This window comes from Methylobacterium sp. E-012 (assembly GCF_057836545.1).
This window is the reverse complement of record NZ_JBYQEY010000001.1, coordinates 1297866-1318181: the sequence shown is the minus strand read 5'-3', so window position 1 is coordinate 1318181 and position 20316 is coordinate 1297866. Positions and strand designations below refer to the sequence as shown.

Genomic DNA, 20316 nt, shown 5'->3' with positions numbered 1-20316 from the left:
GCAAGGCTGGTGAGACGTTGGGGGCCGCGGGGGATCCGCGGCCCCCTTTTTTTGGAAAGAACCCGATACGATGATGCGTTCCGCCGCCCTCACGGCCTGCCTGATCCTGACGGCGGCCCCCGCCCTCGCCTCGCCCTGCGGCGACCGGATCGATGGCGTCTCCAAGCGGGTCCAGTCCGAGCTGACCCAGTCGATCTCCGCCTCGACCAGCGGCCAGGGCAACGCCGCCAAGCGCGGCAGCGAGGGGATGACCGGCACGGAGGGGCAGCGGGCGAACGAGTCGCCGCAGGCCCCGCCTGAGAAATCCGCCCAGGCCGGCCAGGGAGCGGACGCCGCCCAACAGGCGAAGGTCGCCCTGGACGAAGCGCGCACGGCGGATTCGAAAGGCGACGCCACGGGCTGCGAAGCGGCCCTGTCCCGCGCCGAGCAGCAGTTGAAGAAGACGCCCTGAGGCGCCGAAGCCCAGCAGGGGTTGAGGTCACGGTTCCAAAAAGCTCCGTGATCCAGCCCTGTCAGGGTGTTTGCCCCGTAGGGTGGGTGAGTTCGCGGTCCGGATGGGAGAAGCGCCCCTCGCCCGGACGCCTGGAACGCGATCCGGCGACTGTCTTGCGGGTGCAGGGCCGAGCCCCTGCGCTGAGGCGTGCCCGGATGCGCCGGGGTTACGCCCTGGCACCCCGCCAAAGGGCTCGCCCTCTGGAATCCCGCGTTGGCGTTCGATCCGCAGCGCTCGCCGCCCGAGGGCGCTGATCTCGATCACGACGTTTCGGTGCCGAACCCGCGAGGCGTCGCCGTAGCCCGCCGCCGTCAGCAGGAATGCCGCCGGACCTCGCGGGGCTGCGCGGACATGATGCCCGGCCCGGCGAAACTGGCCTTTCGGGGTAGAGAGCCCCGGCGCGCCCCGGAGCGGCGCAGCCTCAGGCCGCCTTGGCCGCCAGGGCGTGGCGGTGGCCGCTCAGGCCGGCGCAGAGATCGTCGATCTCCGTGAGGTTCAGGGCCTCGCCGGTCCGGCCGGCGATCGTGTCGATCAGGTGGTCCTGGCGCGGGTCGAAGGGATGTCCCTGCATCCGGTAGAATTGATAATAGCGCAGCGCCGCCAGGACGGTGTCGCGCTCGCGGTCGGTTACGGTGAAGTGCTGCATGGGTCGTCGCTTCCCCTGTGGCTTCAACGAACGCCCGGGAGGGCCGCGATGCCGAGCCCGAGCTTGGCCGTTGTAACCGGTGGGCAACGGGCCGAACAGTTCTTGACAGGTCGCGGCGACGTGATTCGCGTCATTTGAGATTTTGGTCCTCGCCGGGGAATCCCGCGACGAATCGAAAAGGCCAAGCGTCGCAAGCCCTTCCGGCCGCGCCGGACGCCTCACAATCCGAGATCGGCGAGATAGCGCGGCAGAGCCTCGCTCGCCGGCCCGTAGCGGGCCGCGTCGAACGCGTCGGCGTTGTCGGAGGGATCGAGGTTGATCTCGCAGGTCGGGATGCCGAGCGACCGCGCCTGCCGCACGTAGCCGGCCGCCGGGTAGACCGCCCCCGAGGTGCCGACCGCCACGAACAGGTCGGCGGCCGCCAGCGCCGCCTCGATCGCGTCGAGGTGCATCGGCATCTCGCCGAACCAGACCACGTCGGGCCGCATCCGGCCGGCGGTGCCGCAGGCCGGACAGGCCTCCGCCCGGCTCAGGTCCACCCGCCAGGGCGTGACCGCGCCGCAGCCGCAGCAGCGGGCCTTGAGCAGCTCGCCGTGCATGTGAATGACCCTCTGGGAGCCCGCCCGCTCGTGCAGGTCGTCGACGTTCTGCGTGCACAGGAACAGGGTCCCGCCCCGCTCGGTGAGACGCGCCTCGGCCCGCGCCAGGGCGACGTGCGCCGCGTTGGGCGCGGCCGCGATCACGCCGCGGCGGCGGTGATCGTAGAAGTCGAGCACCGTGTCGGGATCGGCCGCATAAGCCTCCGGGGTGGCGAGCTTCATGGGATCGAAGCGAGCCCAGATCCCGCCGCGGTCCCGGAACGTGCCGAGCCCGCTCTCGGCCGAGACGCCGGCCCCGGTCAGGACGAAGATCTTTTTTGGAGTGCTCATGCGGCGCTCTCCGCTGAAGGGCCGGATCTGTCCGCCGGCTGGCTGCGCGGTTTCTGTCGCGGCTCGGGCCAGGGCGCGATCCTGCCGGTCTCGTACCACCCGGGAGACACGAAATGTCTGATGGTGCGCTGCTGATCATCGATGTCCAGGACTCCTCGTAACCGGTCGCGGGCCCAGGGCGGAGCCCTGGGTGCCTTCAGAGGTTCCACCCCCGGAACCCCGCCGAAGGGCATGCCCTTCGGGAACCCGTGACCGCTCTGGACCCCACCGGACGGCTGTGCCCTCCTCGTGCCGACTAGAATCGGCGCGGACGATGCATCGGCCTGTCCCGACAGGCGCCCGGTGGCGCGGAGGAGTGAGCGGCATGCCCGAATTCGATCTCGCCATCCGCGGCGGCACGGTCGTCACGGCGAGCGACACGGTGCGGGCGGATGTCGGCGTGCGCGGCGGGCGGATCGTGGCGGTCGCCGAGGGCATCGCCGACGCCGCCCGGGTGATCGACGCCTCCGGCCTCCTGGTCCTGCCCGGCGGCATCGACAGCCATGTCCACATCGCCCAGGATCCGGGCCCCGGCATCGTCATGGCCGACGACTTCGCCAGCGCCACGCAGGCGGCGGCGGCCGGCGGCAACACCTGCGTAATGCCCTTCGCGGTCCAGCCCCGGGGCGGGTCGCTGCGCGGCGCGGTCGATGCGTATCGCGCCAAGGCCGAGGGGCAGTGCCACGTGGACGTGGCGATCCACATGATCATCTCGGATCCGAGCGAGGCGGTGCTCGGCCAGGAGCTGCCGGCTCTGGTGGCCGACGGCTACACCTCGTTCAAGGTGTTCATGACCTACGACGATCTGGTGCTGAACGACCGCCAGCTGCTCGACGTGTTCCACGTCGCCCGGCGCGAGGGCGCCCGGGTGATGGTCCATGCCGAGGGCTACGACGCGATCCGCTATCTCAGCGACCGGCTGGAGCGGGCCGGCGAGACCAGGCCCTACGGCCACGCCCTATCGCGCCCCGAGGTGGTCGAGCGCGAGGCGGCCCACCGGGCCATCAGCCATGCCGAGCTGATCGATCTGCCGATCGTGATCGTCCACGTCTCGGGTCGCGAGGCCACCGAGCAGATCGCCTGGGCGCAGGCGCGCGGCCTGAAGATCCGGGCCGAGACCTGCCCGCAATATCTCACCCTCACCGCCGAGCACATGAAGGGGCTCGGCCTCGACGATCCGATGGCGGGGGCGAAATACGTCTGCTCGCCGCCGCCCCGCGATGCGGAGAGCCAGGAGGCGGTGTGGTCGGGGATCCGGCGCGGGATCTTCGACGTGGTCTCCTCGGACCACTCGCCGTTCCGCTACGACGACCCGCAGGGCAAGCTGAACTCGCGTGGAAAGACCTCGTTCCGCTGGATCCCGAACGGCATCCCGGGCATCGAGACCCGGCTGCCGGTGTTCTTCTCCGAGGGCGTCTCGAAGGGGCGGATCAGCCTCAACCAGTTCGCGGCGCTGACCGCCACGAACCACGCCAAGATGTATGGGCTGTACCCGCGCAAGGGCTCCATCGCCCCGGGCTTCGACGCGGACCTGACCCTGTGGGATCCCAACAAGCGCGAGACGATCCGCCAGGAGATCCTCCACCACGGCTCCGACTACACGCCGTGGGAGGGGTTTGACGTCACCGGCTGGCCGGTGATGACCATCGCGGGCGGGCAGGTGATCGCCGAGGACGGCAGGGTGCTGTCCGAGCCCGGGCGCGGGCAGGTGCTCGACCGGGCGGTCGATCCGGCCGAGCGGCGGGGCGCATGAGGGCCCCTGGCCCGGCCCTTGCTCCGCGGAAACGGGCTTCAAAGATTGGCAGTCCGGATCTCCCACGCACCCTCCCTCCCCCCTCTGCGGGGGAGGGTGGCCCCTGCGTCAGCAGGGGTCGGGTGAGGGGAACCCGGCATCAGGAAAGGAGCAGAGCCGTGGTGAGCAGCGCGTCTTTGCCGGCATCGTCGCTCCCCTCTCCCGACCCCCTTCGGGGGCCACCCTCCCCCGCAGAGGGGGGAGGGAGACGCGCGGATCCGGCCGGTCGTATGGTCCAATAGAGACGTGTGAAGGCGGTCGGGAAGCGGGGGAGACGCGCATGAATGTCGAGCTGATCGGCCTGACCAAGCGCTACGGCGCGGCCATCGCGGTCGATGGCATCGACTTGAAGGTGCCGTCGGGCGCCTATTGCTGCCTGCTCGGCCCTTCCGGCTGCGGCAAGACCACGACCCTGCGGATGATCGGCGGCCACGAGCGCGCCAGCGCGGGCGACGTGGTGATCGGCCCGAAGGCGGTGGGCGACGCCGCACCGGCCGCGCGCGGCACCGCCATGATGTTCCAGAGCTACGCCCTGTTCCCGCATCTCGACGCGCGCGACAACGTCGCCTTCAGCCTCAAGATGCGTGGAATCGGCAAGGCCGAGCGCCGGGCCAAGGCGATGGCGATGCTCGACCTCGTCCAGATGAGCCACCTCGCCGGGCGCCTGCCGGCCCAGCTCTCCGGCGGCCAGCAGCAGCGCGTGGCTCTGGCCCGGGCGCTGGTCACCGGTCCGAAGGTGCTGCTGCTCGACGAACCGCTCTCGGCGCTGGACCCGTTCCTGCGGGTGCGGATGCGGGTCGAGCTGAAGCGGATCCAGACCGAGCTGGGGCTGACCTTCATCCACGTCACCCACAGCCAGGAGGAGGCGATGGCGCTCGCGGACCTCGTGGTGGTGATGAATGCCGGCCGGATCGAGCAGGCCGCCGACCCGCGCACGGTGTTCGAGCGGCCGGCCACCGCCTTCGTGGCCCGGTTCATCGGCGGCCACAACGTCATCCGCCTGCCCGACGGGATGATCGCCGTGCGGGCCGACCGGATGCGGCTGGGTGCAGAGGCCGGCCCGGAGGCGCGGCCGGCGCGGGTGGTGGCGGTCGAGTACCAGGGCACCAGCGTCCATGTCGGCCTCGACGCCGACGGGCTGGAGCGCGCGCCCGAGAGCCCGGCCGCGCTAACCGCGATCCTCAGCGACGCCGCCTTCGCCGCCCGCCCGCTCAGGCCGGGCGACACGGTTCCGGTCGGCTGGGACGTCGCGGCCGCCCACCGCCTCGACGCGTAAGGAGACGGAGACGACCATGGACCTGTTCCCGAAGCCGAGCCGGCGCACACTGCTCAAGGGCGCCGCGGTTCTGGCGACCACGCCCGTCACCGGCTTCCCGGCGGTGCACGCGGCCGAGCCGGTGACGCTGCGCTACCTCGGAACCGCGGTGAGCCAATCGGCCGACATCGCCCGGAAGGTGAAGGAGGATCTGGGCATCACCCTCGACTACATACCGGTGGTCACCGACGAGGTGACCAAGCGTGTCGTCACCCAGCCGAACGCCTTCGACCTCGTCGACACCGAGTATTTCAGCCTCAAGAAGATCATCCCGTCGGGCAACCTTCAGGGCATGGACGCCAAGCGGATCAAGCTCGCCGACAAGATCTCCTCGGTGTTCACCAAGGGCGAGGTCGCCGGCAAGACGATCGGCGACCAGGGCACGGCGCCCAAGAAGGTGTTCTACCTCGAAGGCCAGACCGGCAAGACCTTCGCGTCCGCGCCGACCGAGTGGCTGACCCTGATCCCGACCACCTACAACGCCGACACGCTGGGCATCCGGCCCGACCTGATCAAGCGGCCGGTGGAGAGCTGGAAGGATCTCCTCAACCCCGAGTTCAAGGGCAAGGCGTCGATCCTGAACATCCCGTCGATCGGCATCATGGACGCCGCCATGGTGGTGGAGGCCACCGGCGACTACACCTACGGCGACAAGGGCAACATGACCAGGCCCGAGATCGACCGCACCATCAAGGTGCTGATCGAGGCCAAGCGCGCCGGCCAGTTCCGGGCCTTCTGGCAGGACTTCAACGAATCCGTGAACCTGATGGCCTCGGGCGAGACGGTGATCCAGTCGATGTGGTCCCCCGCCGTCACCAAGGTGCGGGCGCAAGGCGTGGCCTGCATCTACCAGCCGCTCAAGGAAGGCTACCGCGCCTGGGCCCAGGGCTTCGGCATCCCCAAGACCCTGAGCGGGAAGAAGCTCGACGCGGCCTACGACTTCATCAACTGGTTCCTGTCCGGCTGGGCCGGGGCCTACCTCAACCGCCAGGGCTACTATTCCGCCGTGCTGGAGACCGCGCAGGCGAACATGCAGCCCTACGAATGGGCCTTCTGGATGGAGGGCAAGCCCGCCGAGAAGGACATCCTCGGCCCCGACGGCACCCTGATCGAGAAGGCCGGCGCCACCCGCGACGGCGGCTCCTTCGACCAGCGCATGGGCGCGGTCGCCTGCTGGAACGCCGTGATGGACGAGAACACCTACATGGTGCGCAAGTGGAACGAGTTCATCGCCGCGTGAGCGAGATGCGCGCACACGGTCCCGCACCGGATCTCGGGCAAGGCCGAGACCCGGCTCCCTCCCCCCTCGGCGGGGGAGGGTGGCCCCTGCGTCAGCAGGGGTCGGGAGAAGGGCAGCGCGACGGTTCAGGATTCCACTCCTGTCGCACTCCTTCCGGAAGCGGCGCTCCCCTCTCCCGACCCGCTGCGCGGGCCACCCTCCCCCGCAAAGGGGGGAGGGATGCCGCTGCGCCGTCGAGGGCGATCCGGTGAGCGACCTTGCCCTCCCCCGCACGAGCGAAACCGTTGCCGCGCCGGTCGCGGCCGCCCCCCGGCGCCGTCGGCCGAGCCTCGCCTATCTCCAGGCCGCGCCGCTGGCCCTGGTGTTCCTGGTCTTCCTGGTGGTCCCGCTGCTGCTCACCGGCATCGTGTCGTTCTGGGAGTACAACGAATACGCGATCACCCCGGCGCTGACCCTGCAGAACTACGCCGACCTGTTCGACGACTGCCTGTCGGCCGACCTCTGCACGACACTGCGCACCTATCTCTCGACCCTGAAATTCGTCGCCCTCACCCTGGCGATCACCCTGCCGCTCGGCTTTTCCATCGCCTATTTCCTGGCCTTCCATGTCCGCTCGGACACGGTGCGGATGGGCCTGTTCCTGCTCTGCACGATCCCGTTCTGGACCTCGAACGTGATCCGCATGATCTCGTGGATTCCGCTGCTCGGCCGCAACGGCCTGGTCAACGACACGCTCCGCAGCCTCGGATTGATCAAGGCGCCGATCGAGGGCCTGCTCTATTCCGACTTCTCGGTGGTGCTGGCCTTCGTGCACCTCGACACGGTCTTCATGATCGTGCCGATCTTCAACAGCCTCGCCCGGATCGATCGGTCGCTGATCGAGGCGGCGCGCGATTGCGGCGCCTCGGGGTCCCAGGCCCTCTGGAACGTGGTGCTGCCGCTGGCCAAGCCCGGCATCGCCATCGGGTCGATCTTCGTGGTCACCCTGGTGATGGGCGACTTCGTCACGGTCGGCGTGATGGGCGGCCAGCAGATCGCCAGCGTCGGCAAGGTGATCCAGGTGCAGATGGCCTACCTGCAATTCCCGGCCGCCGCCGCCAACGCGGTGGTGCTGCTCGCCGCCGTGCTGCTGATGATCCTCGGGCTCACCCGGATGATCGACCTGCGCAGGGAGCTGTAGGATGGACCGCCCCCGCGGCTTCGCCTTCTACGGGCTCGCCGGGATTTTCTTCCTCTACGTCCTGTTCCTGTACGGGCCGACGCTGACGATCCTGGCGCTCAGCTTCCAGGGCCCGTCCGGCGGCCTGACCTTCCCGATGAACGGGGTCTCGACGCACTGGTTCGCCAAGCTGTGGGAGGGGGTCGGCGTCGTCGACATCTGGGCGGCGCTCCGGCGCTCGCTGCTGCTCGGGCTGGTGGTGATGGCGCTCACCGTCGCCCTCGCGTTCTATGCGGGCCTCGCCTTCCGCAAGGGGTTTGCCGGCGCCGGCTTGGTCTTCGCCCTGGCGGTGTCGAGCCTGATCGTGCCCTCGATCGTTGTCTCGCTCGGGATCGGGCTGGAATTCCGGCTCCTCGACGATGCGGTCAAGGCGCTGGCGGAGGCCACCGGCTGGGGTGTCCTGCAGGACCACGGCACCGTCATGGGCCTCTTCACGTCGGCGCTGGGGGCGCATCTCACCTGGACGCTGCCGTTCGGGCTGCTGATCATGTTCGCGGTGTTCAACCGGTTCAGCCCGGCCTACGAGGAGGCCGCCCGCGACCTCGGCGCCACCGGGGCGCAGACGCTCCGGCACGTGGTGGTGCCGATCCTGGCGCCCGCCCTGGTCGGCGTCGCCCTGTTCGGCTTCACCCTGTCCTTCGACGAACTCGCCCGCACCAGCCAGGCGATCGGCGGCCGCAACACCCTGCCCCTGGAGCTGCAGGGCCTGACCACCACGGTGACGACGCCGGAGATCTACGCGCTCGGCACCACCACGACGGCGTTCTCCGCCCTGGTGATCGGCACCGCGCTCGGCCTGACCGTGTGGCTGCAACGGCGCCGGGCCCGGCGGGCGCTGGCGGGGCCACGGCCGTAGAGGTCTTGGGCTTGGATACGGCCAAGTTCCTGCAGAGCCGTTCGACCCGGTCGATAAAATCTCCAGCGCGCTCTGGGCCAGACCTGCTCTCGATGTAGGCGTAGATGTCCAAGAGATCCGTACGCGCCAGCGGATGAAAATGGACGCTACGCGCCACGCTTGGCAGCTTTCATCCGCCCGGCGTGGTGGGCGCGCAGCTCGGCGAACACCTCATCGGCGGGAATAGCCGGCCGAGGATCGTCCAGTGCCTCCTGCACCTTCTGTCGAAGGACGATATCCAACGCCGCCTCCTCGCGGTCGAGCGCTCGCAGACCGGCCCGCAGCACCTCACTGACGCTGGCATAACGGCCGGATCTCACGCGGGCGTCGACCCCCTCCTGCAATTCGCCGAGGGTCACCGTCACGGGCTTGCTTGCGCGCATCAATCAAGCTTCCCATGGCCCTTGCTGAACACGCGTATGACTTTATCATACTTTGACGGGCTGATCAGGAGCCTAAGTCGATGCGATCGTCATTGAAGGAGGCGCTCGAACGACGGGGGCAGGACCGCAACGAGGCCGGCGACCGCCGCCCTTCCGGTATCCCCGTTGATCTCGTTCTGTGGGCGCCAGGCGCGATCGAGCATCCGGTCAGCCTTGTGCGGGCGCTGGTGACCTTCGGCCTGGATTTGCGCGAGGCGCACGACGGGGTCGATCGATTGGCTGCCAGGGAGAGCGTTGCCGCCACCCTGATCCTGACGCCGGAGGGCGAATCGTTCTTTTCCCTGCAAAAGCTCGGCGTGACCGCGGCCGCCCCGGCGGGAGATGCGACCCCGCCGACCGGCGCGACCGCAATTCCCGGGGATGTGCTGAGCGCGATCGATGCGTGGCGCTTGTCCAGGCCGGAGCAACCGACACGGGACGAGGCGATCCGCATCATCTTCCGGCGGGGCCTCGCAACCGCGTAGCGCGGCCCCACCCAAACGTTGCCAACCCACCCCCATCGGTGTATGCGCACGGCGCGCCCTCCGACACCCTTGGAGGCAGGGGCGCACCGGGAAGGTCACAGCCGTCCGCGTCGGGCGGCTTTTTCGTTTTCCGGATCTCGTCATCATCTGAAGGATCACGCCATGAGCGCAGTCAAGACGCTTGAGGCCGTGGCACGCGACCGGGTCGGCAAGGGGGCCGCCCGGGCCGTTCGTCGCCAGGGTCAAGTTCCCGCCGTCGTGTACGGAGGCGGCCAGCCGCCGCAATCCATCGCCATCGACCTCGTGCGTGCCCGCACGCTGATCTATGCCGGCGGCTTCAAGACCACGCTGTTCGAGATCAAGGCCGGCGGCAAGACCGTCCGGGCGATCCCGCGCGACTTCCAGCTCGACCCGGTCTCCGGCGTCCCGCTGCACGTCGACTTCCTGCGCGTCGTCTCCGGCCAGACCGTCACCGTCGAGGTGCCGGTGCACTTCATCAACGAGGACGAAGCCCCCGGCATCAAGAAGCTCGGCGGCACCCTCAACATCGTCGCCCACACCCTGACCCTCGACGTCGCCCCGGACCAGATCCCGGACGCGATCGAGGTCGACCTCACCGGCCGCGAGATCGGCGACGTGATCCACGTCTCCGACCTCAAGATCCCGGCCGGCACCCACACGGGCGAGCCGACCGACCCGGTGGCCAACATCGTGCCGCCGACCGTGCTCGGCGCCGAGGTGGAGGCCGAGGAAGCCGCCATCGCCGAGGCGCAGTCGGCCGAGGCCGCCGAGGAGAAGGCCGAGGCCGAAGCCGAGGACGCCGAGGGCGAGAAGAAGGACGGCGAGGAGGCCTGAGCCGCCTCGCGCCCTGTCTGCACACCGAGAGCCCCGGCCCAGCCGGGGCTCTCTTCGTTTCAGGGATAGAGGCGCGCGCGGCTCCAGCCGTCACCGGTCCGGGTGAAGCGGACCCGGTCGTGGAGGCGGAAATCGCCGTTCTGCCAGAACTCGACGCTCACCGGTGCGATGCGGAAGCCGGTCCAGTGCGCGGGCCGGGGGATCGGCCCGTCGCCGTAGCGCTCGGAGAGTTCCGCCACCGCGCCCATCAGGGTGGCGCGGTCGGCGAGCGGGCGGGATTGCTGGCTGGCGATGGCGCCCAGCCGGCTCTCCCGGTGGCGGCTCGCGAAATAGGCGTCGGCCTCCTCCGGCGTCACCGGCGCGACCGCGCCCCGGGCGCGCACCTGCCGCCGCAGACTCTTCCAGTGCAGCACCAGGGCGGCCTTCGGGTTCTGCGCCAGTTCCTGGCCCTTGGCGGATTGCGTGTTGGTGTAGAACACGAAGCCCTGCGCATCGAAGGCCTTCAGGAGCACCACCCGCACGTCGGGCAGCCCGTCCGACCCGGCGGTGGCGAGCGCCATGGCGTTCGGATCCTCGGGCTCGGCGGCCTCAGCCTCCCTCATCCACGCGGCGAACAGCGCGACGGGATCGTCGCTCCGGGTGAAGTCCGCGCCGTGCGGGTCATCGGTCCTTAACTGATCCACGCCAAGACTCCTGCTGCCGCGTCCAGGGCCTGAGGGGGCTCCGACATCGGCGTGTTCGGTCGAGCGGAAAGCCCGTCGTGAGTCAGGTGTAATGCGGCGATGCGCGTGTAAAGAGCCGAGCGGGCGGTGGCGCCTCTGCGCGCCCGGAGCGGCCCTGTCGATGCTGCTGGCCGTGGGTGGCTGCAGCCAGCCGCTGCTCGTCTTCCACGGCGAGGGCGAGGCACAGGCCCGCGTCGCCGAAGAGCCCCTCGTGACGGGCAGCATCGAGAAACGGCCGCTGAGCTTCGGGAGCGACCTCGCCGAGGAGGATTGGCGGCGGGCCCGGGCGGCTCTGACGGTCGCCCTCGATCCGCAGGGCAACGGACGCCCGGTGAAATGGGACAATCCCGAGACCGGCCTGCACGGCACCGTCAATCCGACCGGCCTGCCCTACGTCGCCGAGGACCTCATCTGCCGCAACTTCCTCGCATCCGTGATCGGGCCGCAGCGCAGCCGCTTCGTCCGCGGCACCGGCTGCAAGCCCTCCGGCGGCGCCTGGGCGCTCAAGCGCGTCCGGACCGTGACGGGATCCGAACGCTCCTGACGACAGCCCGTGACCGGACCCTGATCGGGGTCCGGCGTTTCAGGGGATCAGTAGGGATACCCGTAATACGGCCGCATCCGCAGGCGCGGCTGGGCTGCCGGCGGGGCGACGTAGCGCGCGGCGGCTTCCGGATCGTAAGCCCGGATGTAAGGGTCGAGGGCCGGGTCGCGGTAATTGCCGTTGTTGACCCCGGCCGAGCGATCGTTGCCGCTGAGGGCCGCGTAGGGCGAGAGCCCGCTGCCGCTGTCACCGCCACCACCGCCGCCGAACGCGAAGGCCGCGCCAGGAATGGCGACGAGGAGCACCGCCGCCAGCGGTATCGTCAGCGTCTTGCGCGTCATGTCCTGTCTCCACACACCCTCTTCACGGGCAAACGGCTCTGCAGAACGTGGGGTTCCCCGGCGTGCCCCGTACCGGCCGCGCGCCACGGTCGCACGGTGGTACGACAGAGATCTACGATCTCGGATGAACGGGATCAATTTTTGATGACGCCTGCCGAAATCGCTCCGCATCGCCCGCTTATGCCGGTGGACAACGGGCCGGTCTTGCTTGATCGTGCCGCCGAGCAACAGCTTCCGAGCCCGCATCGACCGTATTGACGGTCGTCCGAGGGCGCTTTCAGGACCCTCGCCGTGAGCCTCGTGACGGAATCCGATAGGCCCGGCGCGAGGCTGTCCGACTGATGGAGCGGGCGATCGGCGGTGCGGACCGGCCTCCGGCGGGCGGCCGGGCACCGGCCCGACCGGACATTCATGCGGACGGGCGGGACACCGTCGTGCGGTCGGTCACCGTGCGGCTCGACCGCCGCTCCCTCCGCGGCTGGCATATCCGCCTCCTCGACCAGATCGGGCAGCGGCCCGACCGGCGTGTCCGGGTCTCCTGGATCACGGATGCCGGCGGCCTGCCCGCGAACGCGGAGTTGCTGTTCCGGCTGGAGGCGGCGATCCACGGGTTGCCCCGCCCGGGCCTGGCCACCGCGGCCGAGCCGGTCGCCCTCGCGCCCTACGAGACCGGCCCCAGCGACGACGGCGATGGCCCGGAGATCGTCCTCGACCTCTCGGGGGCGTCCGCGGCGCCGGCCCGCGCGCCGAATGCCGCGCCGGTCTGGCGGCTGGATTTCGACGGGGTACCAGGGGAAGCGGGCCTGCTCACCGCCCTGTTCGCCCGGCGGGCGCCGGTGGCGGCCCTGCGCGGACCGGACGCCGCGCCGGTGGCCGTGGGCCGCCTCGGCGCGGAATCCCACACCGTGATGCTCGCCGCCTTCGAGGATTACCTCGCGCGGACGATCACCCTGATCGCCGCCGCCCTCGACGGGGCCGGATCGCCGACGCTCCCCGACGGCGCCGAGGCGCCGCTGCAGCCGGGCAGGCCCTTCGACCTCGACGGCCTCGGCGCCGGCCGGCGCGCCGCCGGGGGGCTCGCCCGGCTGATCGCCCGCCGCCTCTACGCCCTGTGCTTCCACAGCACGCAGTGGCGGGTGGGCTGGCGCCGGGTGGTCGGCCCCGACCTGATCGACCTGCGCCGCCATCCGGAGGGGGGCTGGATCGATCTGCCCGACGACGGGCGCCGCTTCTACGCCGACCCCTTCGCCATCGCCCGGGACGGGGCCGTGACGCTGTTCGTCGAGGAGTTCGACTATCGGCGCGGCAAGGGCGTGATCTCGGCGGTACGCTTCGAGGCCGGCGGCCCGCGGGGCCGTCCGGAGCCGGTCCTCGAACTCGAGACCCACCTCTCCTATCCGTTCGTGTTCGAGGCGGACGGGCAGGTCTGGATGATCCCGGAATCCCACGCCTCGGGGACGATCGATCTGTACCGGGCCACGGATTTCCCGCGGGGCTGGGTCCACGAGGCCGTGCTGGTGGACGGCGTCGTGGCGAGCGACGCGACCCTGCTCCGCCACGGCGGCCGCTGGTGGCTGTTCGCCACCGTCCGGGCCGGCGGCGGCAGCTATTCCGATACCCTGCATCTCTGGCACGCCCCGCATTTCCGCGGACCCTGGACGCCGCACCGGTGCAACCCGGTGCTGATCGATGTCGGCTCGGCCCGCGCCGCCGGGCCGGTGGTGGCCCGGGACGGTGCCCTGATCCGGCCGGTGCAGGATTGCCGCGGCGGCTACGGGGCGGCGCTGGGCCTGGCCCGGATCCTGCGCCTCGACGAGGGCGGCTATGCCCAGCGGGTCGAGACGCGCCTCGGGCCCGGCGCCGCCTGGCCGGGCTCCCGCCTGCACATGCTGAGCGCGGCCGGGGGCTTCGAGTTCATCGACGGATCGCGCCGGGCCCGGCCGCGCCTGCTGGCGTAATCCCCCACCCGTCGCCCGCTTGTGCCGAACGGCACGCACCCACGGCTCGCATCCCGGCGCCGCCCGCGCTAAGCGGGGGCGGCACGTGCGCGCCCCTTGGAAGAACCGCCGGGAGGATCTTCATGGCGAGCCCCGTCGAACATGCGAGCTTCCTGCCGCCCGTCCTGACCTTCCTGTCGGCCGCGGTGATCGGCGTCCCGATCTTCCGGCTGATCGGCCAGAGCGCCGTGCTCGGCTATCTCGTGGCCGGCGTGCTGATCGGGCCCTCCGGCCTGTCGCTGATCGCCGAGCCCGACACCGCCGCCAGCGTCGCCGAGATCGGCGTGGTGCTCCTGCTGTTCATCGTCGGGCTGGAGCTGCACCTGTCGCAGCTCGTCTCGATGCGCCGCGACATCTTCGGCCTCGGGACGGCGCAGCTCGTGGTCTGCGCGCTGGTGCTGGGCGGGGCCGGCGTGCTGGCGGGCCTCAAGCCCGGCGCGGCCGCGGTGATCGGCCTCGCGCTGGCGCTCTCGGCCACCGCGGTGGCTCTGCAGCTCCTGGAGGAGCGGGGCGACCTCGGCAGCGCCTATGGCGGCCGGGCCTTCGCGGTCCTGCTGTTCCAGGATCTCTCGGTGGTGGGCATCCTGGCCCTGATGCCGCTCCTCGCCTCCGCGGGCGGGGGAACCGACGGATCCTGGCTGGGCGAGGCGGCCATCTCCACCGGGAAGGCGCTCGCGGCGATCCTGGCGGTGGTGCTGGTCGGCCGCTACGGCCTGAACCCGTTCTTCCGGCTGCTCGCGGCCAGCGGCGCCCGCGAGGTCATGACCGCGGCGGCGCTGCTGGTGGTGCTCGGCACCGCGCTGCTGATGGAGCAGGTCGGCCTGTCGATGGCCATGGGGGCGTTCCTCGCCGGCATCCTCCTCGCCGAGTCGAATTTCCGCCACCAGCTCGAGGCCGACATCGAGCCGTTCCGCGGGATGCTGCTCGGTCTGTTCTTCATGAGCGTCGGCATGTCGATCGACGGCACTCTCGTGCGCGAGGTCTGGCCGGTCCTGTTCGGTGCGACGCTGGGCGCCATCCTGGTCAAGGTCGCCCTGGTCGCCGGCCTGTTCCGGCTGTTCGGCTCGGACACGCTCGGGGCGCTCCGGGGCGCGGCCGTGCTGGCGCCGGCCGGCGAGTTCGCCTTCGTGCTGCTGCCGCAGGCCGAGGATCTCGGCCTCACCGGGGCCACGGCGACGCGCTTCGCGGTGGCGCTCGCCGCGCTGACCATGCTGATCGGGCCGATCGCCGCCAAGGGCCTCGACAAGCTGATCGAGCGGCGCAGCGCCCAGGGGCCGGTCGATCGGGAGGAGCCGTCCACGGAACTCACCGAGAGCGGCGACGCCCGGGTCCTGGTGATCGGCTTCGGGCGGTTCGGGCAGGTGCTGACGCAGGTGCTGATGGCCGAGGGCATCCCGGTCACCGTCATCGACAAGGACGTGGAGCAGCTCCGCGCGGCCTCCCGCTTCGGCTTCCGCATCTATTACGGCGACGGCACGCGCCTCGACGTGCTGCGCGCCGCCGGAATCGGCCGGGTCGAGCTGGTCTGCATCTGCGTCGACGACCGGGAGGGCGCCCTCAAGATCGTCGACATCGTGCACGAGGAATTTTCCAGCGTGCGCACCTTCGTGCGCGCCTACGACCGCCTGCACGCGGTCGAGCTGATGAACCGGGATGTGGACTACCAGGTCCGCGAGACCGCCGAATCCGCCCTCGCCTTCGGGCGTGCTGCGCTCGAGGGCCTCGGCCTGTCGCCGGAGGCGGCCTCCGCCCGGGCCGAGGACGTGCGCAAGCGCGACATCGCCCGCCTCGTCCTGCAGCAGGCCGGCGCCCTGCCGGACGGCGCCGGCTGGATGCGCGGGGCCGCGGCGGGACTGAAGCCCGAGCCGCTGACCGTCCCGGTCCGGCCGGCCCGGGCGCTCAGCATCGAGACCCGCGACCTCGTGGGCAGCGACCGGCGCGAGGCGGCCGAGCGCCTGCTGGAGAAGCCGGCGCTCGCCCCGCAGGACGCCGATGCCGCGGAGACGGAGGGCGATCCGGAGGCGGAACTCGAGGCGGAAGGCAGCGGCCGGGATGCGTGACGGCACCGATGTCTGACGGGCCGCCCCCGGCGGAGACGGGCCGCTTCGTCACCGGATCGATCCTCCGGCACGTCGTGGTGATGGCGGCCACCGGCTCGGTGGGGCTGGTGGCGATCTTCGCCGTCGACCTGCTGTCGTTGCTCTACGTCTCGCGGCTCGGCGACCCGAACCTGACCGCGGCGGTCGGCTTCGCCGGGATCGTGCAGTTCTTCGCCACCGCGGTGAATATCGGCCTGATGATCGCCGCCGGGGCCCTGGTCGGGAAGGCGGTGGGCGCGCACGACCCGGCGGCGGCGCGCCGCTACGCGACCTCGGCGCTGACGCTGGGCTGCCTCGGCGCCGCCGTCATCGCAATCCTGATCGCGCTCCTCGCCACGCCGCTGCTGACCCTGATCGGCGCCCGCGGGGAAGCCCTGCGCGTGGCTGAACTGTTCCTCGACATCACCCTGCCGTCGAACCTGCTGCTGGCCGCCGGGATGCTGTCCACGGGGCTGCTGCGCGCGGTCGGGGCGGCGCGTCAGGCGATGCTGGTCACGCTGGGCGGCGCCCTGGTGACGACGATCCTCGATCCGCTGCTGATCTTCGCGGCGGGCCTCGGCGTGGAGGGCGCGGCGATCACGGTCTGCGTGGCGCGGGCGACCTTCGTGGCGGTGGGCCTGCGTGGGATCGCCCGGCATGGGCTCCTCGGCCTCCCCCGCCCCGCCGACCTGCGGGCCGACGCCGCCGCCCTGTCGGGGGTCGCCGGACCGGCGATCCTCACCAACCTCGCGCCGTCGGCGGCGAGCGCCTTCCTGGCGCGCCTCTTTGCCGGCTACGGGACCGACGCCATCGCCGCGGCCTCGGTGATCGACCGCCTGACTCCGGTGGCCTTCTGCGGCCTGTTCGCCCTGTCGGGGGCGATCGGGCCGATCCTGGCGCAGAACTGGGGGGCGGGCCGGTTCGACCGGATGCGCGGCGTGCTCCGCGCCGCGGTCGGCGTGACGCTCGCCTACGTGGCCCTGGTCTGGCTGACCCTGGCGCTCGCCCGCGCACCGCTCGCCGCCCTATTCGGCCTGCACGGGGTCGCGGCCGAACTGTTCGGCTTCTTCTGCCTCGCCGGGGGCGCGATCTGGTTCTTCAACGGGCTCCTGTTCCTGGGCAACGCCGCGTTCAACAACCTCGGCTTCCCCCTGCGCTCGACGCTGCTGAACTGGGGGCGGGCGACGCTCGGCACCGTCCCGCCCGGGTTGCTCGGCGCGGCGCTCTACGGCCCCCGGGGCGTGGTGGCCGGCATGGGGCTCGGCTCGCTGGTCTTCGGGGTGCTCGGCCTCCTGCTCGCCCGCCGGACCGTCGACCGGCTGGAGGGCGCCGGCCCGCGGCTGGGCGCTCCGGGGGCGTCGCTGCGGGCCACGGCCCTGCCGGCCGGCTACGTCCATCCGGGGCCGGTGGGCTGAGGCTGCGGCCGGACCGCGCTGGAATGAACACAAGTTCTGCGGGTCAGAACTGGTATTTCCCCGCACAACGGGTCACGATGCTGCGCCCCGGCCGGTCCGGCTGCGGCAGGATCGAGGCGTCATGTTCAACCCGCTCGAGATGTTCCAGACCCAGGGCGAAGCCGGGTTCCAGGCTCTGGGCCAGCCATTCGGCCTGACGACCGAGCAGACGGCGCGCGCGTTCGAGGCGTTGATGCCGGCCCTGACCCTCGGGCTCCAGCGCAGCGTCGGCATGGACCCGAACAGCTTCGGGCGGATGTTCGGCCTCCCCGAGGCGGCCCGGCCCGCGGCCCCGCAGGGGCTCGATGCCCTCAGCCAGATGTTCGGCTCGGCCCAGTTGCTGCAGGGGGTGCTGCGGCAGGCCTCGGCCACGAGCGGCGTCGGCGCGCAGGTGCTGCGCCAGATGCTGCCGATGATGGCCGGCGCCGTGGTGGCCAGCATCGTCCACGTGATGCTGAACCAGCCGCAGGGCGAGCCGGCCCAGGCCCGGGCGAGCGCGCCGCCCCCGCCGGCGCCCTTCCCGTTCGGGCCGGCCTGGGCCGAGATGGCCAAGGCGTTCATGCCCCCGGCCCAGGCGCCGAAGGCCGCCCCGAAATCGGCCCCCAAGCCGTCAGGCGCGAAGGCGGCGGACGCGAAGGCGGGCGAGGCCGGCTCCGACATGCTGCAGCAGATGCTGCGCACCGGGGCCGAGGTTCAGGGCAACAACATCCGGGCGATGCAGGACCTGTTCGAGACGTTCTGGCCCTCCGCCGGCACGCCGCCCCAGGGGGCGCCGCAGGGCAACGCCGCCCCGGCCCGCGCCCCGTCGCCGCCCGATCCCACAGTCTCCGACGCGGCCGCCGCCAAGAACCGGCGCGGGCGCCCCCCCGGCGGGACGGCGTGACACGGGGTCGGGCACCGGACATCCGTTGACGCGGAGGATCCGCGACGCATCTCCCGTCGCAGAGGAGATGCGCGCGATGACCGACCACCTGACCGCCTGGACCGACCGTGACGAGAGCGTCGCCGGGAATGGCGTCGCCAAGCGCACGATCCCCGGCGCCGGCGCGAGCCTCGTGCGCGTGGTGGTGCCGGCGGGCACCGCGGCGCCGCGCCACAGCCACGATCACGAGCAGTTCGTGCAGGTCCTCTCGGGCTCGGGGATCCTGGAGACCGAGCAGGGCCGCGGGCCGTTCTCCGCCGGCAGCGTGTTCCACTTCCCGGCCGGGGCCTGGCACGCGGCCGTCTTCGAGGCCGAGACGGTGCTGATCGAGACCAATCTCTCCGGGCAGGGCTGAGACCGCGACCTGACCTGACGCTGATCTGCGGCAAATTATTCTTTGCGCACGGCCAAAATGCCTGTGCTTGGTTTCGGGGGCTCCCGCGTGTAGAAATCCCCGTTCGAACGCCCGCCCGTGCACGCCGACGAAAGGCCGGGCATCGCCCCTACTAGAACAGAGGCAGATCATGAGCGCCGGTACCGCCGCCGATAAGCACTTCTCCAACAGCTTCTTCGCCGCCCCCCTGACGGAGGCCGATCCCGAGATCGCCGAGGCGGTGGCCAAGGAGCTCGGCCGCCAGCAGCACGAGATCGAGCTGATCGCGTCGGAGAACATCGTCTCCCGCGCCGTGCTGGAGGCTCAGGGCTCGGTGCTGACCAACAAGTACGCCGAAGGCTATCCGGGCCGGCGCTACTACGGCGGCTGCCAGTTCGTGGACATCGCCGAGGATCTCGCCATCGAGCGCGCCAAGCGCCTGTTCGATTGCGGCTTCGCCAATGTGCAGCCGAATTCCGGCTCCCAGGCCAACCAGGGCGTGTTCCTGGCCCTGATGCAGCCCGGCGATACCTTCCTGGGCCTCGACCTCGCGGCCGGCGGCCACCTGACGCACGGCGCGCCGCCGAACGTCTCGGGCAAGTGGTTCAAGCCGGTCTCCTACACGGTGCGCCGGGACGACCAGCGGATCGACATGGAGCAGGTCGCCCAGCTCGCGCAGGAGCATAAGCCCAAGGTGATCATCGCTGGCGGCTCGGGGTACCCGCGCCACTGGGACTTCGCCAAGTTCCGCGAGATCGCCGACTCGGTCGGCGCGTACTTCATGGTCGACGCCGCCCACTTCGCCGGGCTGATCGCGGCCGGGGTGCACCCGTCGCCGTTCCCGCACGCCCACGTCGTCACCACCACGACCCACAAGACGCTCCGCGGACCGCGCGGCGGCATGATCCTCACGAACGACGAGGCGCTGGCCAAGAAGTTCAACTCGGCGATCTTCCCCGGCATCCAGGGCGGCCCGCTGATGCATGTCATCGCCGGCAAGGCCGTGGCCTTCGGCGAGGCGCTCAAGCCCGAGTTCAAGATCTACGCCCGCCAGGTGGTGGAGAACGCCAAGGCGCTCGCCGACACCCTGATGACGGGGGGCTACGACATCACTTCGGGCGGCACCGACAACCACCTGATGCTGGTCGATCTGCAGCGGAAGGGTCTGACCGGCAAGGCCGCCGAGGCGGCCCTGTCCCGGGCGGACATCACCTGCAACAAGAACGGCGTGCCGTTCGACACCCAGAAGCCGACCATCACCTCGGGCATCCGCCTGGGCACCCCGGCCGGCACCTCCCGCGGCTTCGGCGTCGCCGAGTTCAAGCAGATCGGCGGCTTCATCGTCGAGGTGCTGGACGGTCTCGTGGCCAAGGGCGAGGCCGGCGATCCGGAGGTCGAGGCCTCGGTGAAGAGCCGCGTCCACGCCCTCACCGATCGGTTCCCGATCTACGGCTGAGGAATCCGACGCGGGGCGGCCTTCCGGCCCGCGGACGTGTGGATTAGGAAACGGCCGCGGTCCTGACGGGTCCGCGGCCGTTTCCATGCGCCGAGTACG

20 protein-coding genes and 1 pseudogene are annotated in these 20316 nt (G+C 71.0%); 15 read left to right on the top strand and 6 right to left on the bottom strand.

Annotated features, from left to right (window positions below):
• Positions 1 to 70 precede the first annotated feature (70 nt).
• Positions 71 to 451 (top strand): hypothetical protein, encoded by a 381-nt coding sequence (locus AC3IF1_RS06235; protein ID WP_489216583.1) that lies wholly within the window; start codon positions 71 to 73, stop codon positions 449 to 451.
• A gap of 463 nt (positions 452 to 914) precedes the next feature.
• On the opposite strand, the gene AC3IF1_RS06230 is transcribed toward AC3IF1_RS06235, so the two are convergent.
• Both AC3IF1_RS06230 and AC3IF1_RS06225 read right to left on the bottom strand, forming a co-directional pair.
• Positions 915 to 1139: a hypothetical protein gene (locus AC3IF1_RS06230; protein ID WP_243973333.1), complete on the bottom strand. Its 225-nt coding sequence runs from the start codon at positions 1137 to 1139 to the stop codon at positions 915 to 917.
• A 218-nt stretch (positions 1140 to 1357) separates the two neighbouring features.
• Positions 1358 to 2068 carry a Sir2 family NAD-dependent protein deacetylase gene (locus tag AC3IF1_RS06225; protein WP_243973331.1) on the bottom strand — a complete coding sequence of 237 codons (711 nt, stop codon included), beginning with the start codon at positions 2066 to 2068 and terminating at the stop codon, positions 1358 to 1360.
• A gap of 364 nt (positions 2069 to 2432) precedes the next feature.
• Between AC3IF1_RS06225 and hydA the strand changes: the two genes are divergently transcribed.
• The 5 genes from hydA to AC3IF1_RS06200 all read left to right on the top strand — a co-directional run bounded on the left by hydA (position 2433) and on the right by AC3IF1_RS06200 (position 8529).
• Positions 2433 to 3860, top strand: a complete 1428-nt coding sequence (gene hydA / locus AC3IF1_RS06220; protein ID WP_489216582.1) for a dihydropyrimidinase — start codon at positions 2433 to 2435, stop codon at positions 3858 to 3860.
• A gap of 319 nt (positions 3861 to 4179) precedes the next feature.
• Positions 4180 to 5175: an ABC transporter ATP-binding protein gene (locus AC3IF1_RS06215; protein ID WP_489216580.1), complete on the top strand. Its 996-nt coding sequence runs from the start codon at positions 4180 to 4182 to the stop codon at positions 5173 to 5175.
• A 16-nt stretch (positions 5176 to 5191) separates the two neighbouring features.
• Positions 5192 to 6454 (top strand): ABC transporter substrate-binding protein, encoded by a 1263-nt coding sequence (locus AC3IF1_RS06210; protein WP_489216578.1) that lies wholly within the window; start codon positions 5192 to 5194, stop codon positions 6452 to 6454.
• A gap of 247 nt (positions 6455 to 6701) precedes the next feature.
• Entirely contained in the window at positions 6702 to 7634 is a 933-nt protein-coding gene (locus tag AC3IF1_RS06205; RefSeq protein ID WP_489216576.1) for an ABC transporter permease, read from the top strand.
• Between the two features lies 1 nt (position 7635).
• Positions 7636 to 8529, top strand: a complete 894-nt coding sequence (locus tag AC3IF1_RS06200; RefSeq protein WP_489216574.1) for an ABC transporter permease — start codon at positions 7636 to 7638, stop codon at positions 8527 to 8529.
• Positions 8530 to 8548: 19 nt separating this feature from the next.
• Here AC3IF1_RS06200 and AC3IF1_RS06195 read toward each other — a convergent pair.
• Positions 8549 to 8686: pseudogene (locus AC3IF1_RS06195) on the bottom strand (type II toxin-antitoxin system RelE/ParE family toxin); the annotation flags it as partial.
• Positions 8676 to 8951 carry a type II toxin-antitoxin system ParD family antitoxin gene (locus AC3IF1_RS06190; protein ID WP_489216572.1) on the bottom strand — a complete coding sequence of 92 codons (276 nt, stop codon included), beginning with the start codon at positions 8949 to 8951 and terminating at the stop codon, positions 8676 to 8678. The pseudogene AC3IF1_RS06195 and the gene AC3IF1_RS06190, both read right to left, overlap by 11 nt.
• A gap of 80 nt (positions 8952 to 9031) precedes the next feature.
• Between AC3IF1_RS06190 and AC3IF1_RS06185 the strand changes: the two genes are divergently transcribed.
• Together AC3IF1_RS06185 and AC3IF1_RS06180 are read left to right on the top strand one after the other, a co-directional pair.
• Entirely contained in the window at positions 9032 to 9475 is a 444-nt protein-coding gene (locus AC3IF1_RS06185; RefSeq protein ID WP_489216570.1) for a hypothetical protein, read from the top strand.
• Between the two features lie 162 nt (positions 9476 to 9637).
• Entirely contained in the window at positions 9638 to 10330 is a 693-nt protein-coding gene (locus tag AC3IF1_RS06180) for a 50S ribosomal protein L25/general stress protein Ctc (protein WP_243973314.1), read from the top strand.
• 59 nt (positions 10331 to 10389) lie between these two features.
• Here the strand turns inward: AC3IF1_RS06180 and pdxH are convergent, their stop codons facing one another.
• Positions 10390 to 11013, bottom strand: coding sequence for a pyridoxamine 5'-phosphate oxidase (pdxH, locus tag AC3IF1_RS06175; protein ID WP_489216568.1), 624 nt, complete (start codon positions 11011 to 11013; stop codon positions 10390 to 10392).
• A gap of 160 nt (positions 11014 to 11173) precedes the next feature.
• Between pdxH and AC3IF1_RS06170 the strand changes: the two genes are divergently transcribed.
• Positions 11174 to 11596, top strand: coding sequence for an RT0821/Lpp0805 family surface protein (locus AC3IF1_RS06170; RefSeq protein WP_489216566.1), 423 nt, complete (start codon positions 11174 to 11176; stop codon positions 11594 to 11596).
• Between the two features lie 47 nt (positions 11597 to 11643).
• Here the strand turns inward: AC3IF1_RS06170 and AC3IF1_RS06165 are convergent, their stop codons facing one another.
• Positions 11644 to 11937, bottom strand: a complete 294-nt coding sequence (locus AC3IF1_RS06165) for a hypothetical protein (protein WP_489216564.1) — start codon at positions 11935 to 11937, stop codon at positions 11644 to 11646.
• Positions 11938 to 12278: 341 nt separating this feature from the next.
• Here AC3IF1_RS06165 and AC3IF1_RS06160 point away from each other — a divergent pair, with 341 nt between their 5' ends.
• The 6 genes from AC3IF1_RS06160 to glyA all read left to right on the top strand — a co-directional run bounded on the left by AC3IF1_RS06160 (position 12279) and on the right by glyA (position 20217).
• Positions 12279 to 13895 carry a glucosamine inositolphosphorylceramide transferase family protein gene (locus AC3IF1_RS06160; protein ID WP_489216562.1) on the top strand — a complete coding sequence of 539 codons (1617 nt, stop codon included), beginning with the start codon at positions 12279 to 12281 and terminating at the stop codon, positions 13893 to 13895.
• 122 nt (positions 13896 to 14017) lie between these two features.
• Positions 14018 to 15994, top strand: a complete 1977-nt coding sequence (locus AC3IF1_RS06155) for a monovalent cation:proton antiporter-2 (CPA2) family protein (RefSeq protein ID WP_489216560.1) — start codon at positions 14018 to 14020, stop codon at positions 15992 to 15994.
• An 8-nt stretch (positions 15995 to 16002) separates the two neighbouring features.
• Positions 16003 to 17427 (top strand): MATE family efflux transporter, encoded by a 1425-nt coding sequence (locus tag AC3IF1_RS06150; protein WP_489216558.1) that lies wholly within the window; start codon positions 16003 to 16005, stop codon positions 17425 to 17427.
• A 121-nt stretch (positions 17428 to 17548) separates the two neighbouring features.
• Positions 17549 to 18349 (top strand): DUF937 domain-containing protein, encoded by an 801-nt coding sequence (locus AC3IF1_RS06145; protein WP_489216556.1) that lies wholly within the window; start codon positions 17549 to 17551, stop codon positions 18347 to 18349.
• 76 nt (positions 18350 to 18425) lie between these two features.
• Complete coding sequence (locus AC3IF1_RS06140; RefSeq protein ID WP_489216554.1) at positions 18426 to 18743, top strand: cupin domain-containing protein; 318 nt, start codon at positions 18426 to 18428, stop codon at positions 18741 to 18743.
• Positions 18744 to 18912: 169 nt separating this feature from the next.
• Positions 18913 to 20217: a serine hydroxymethyltransferase gene (glyA, locus tag AC3IF1_RS06135; protein ID WP_243973299.1), complete on the top strand. Its 1305-nt coding sequence runs from the start codon at positions 18913 to 18915 to the stop codon at positions 20215 to 20217.
• Positions 20218 to 20316: the final 99 nt, after the last annotated feature.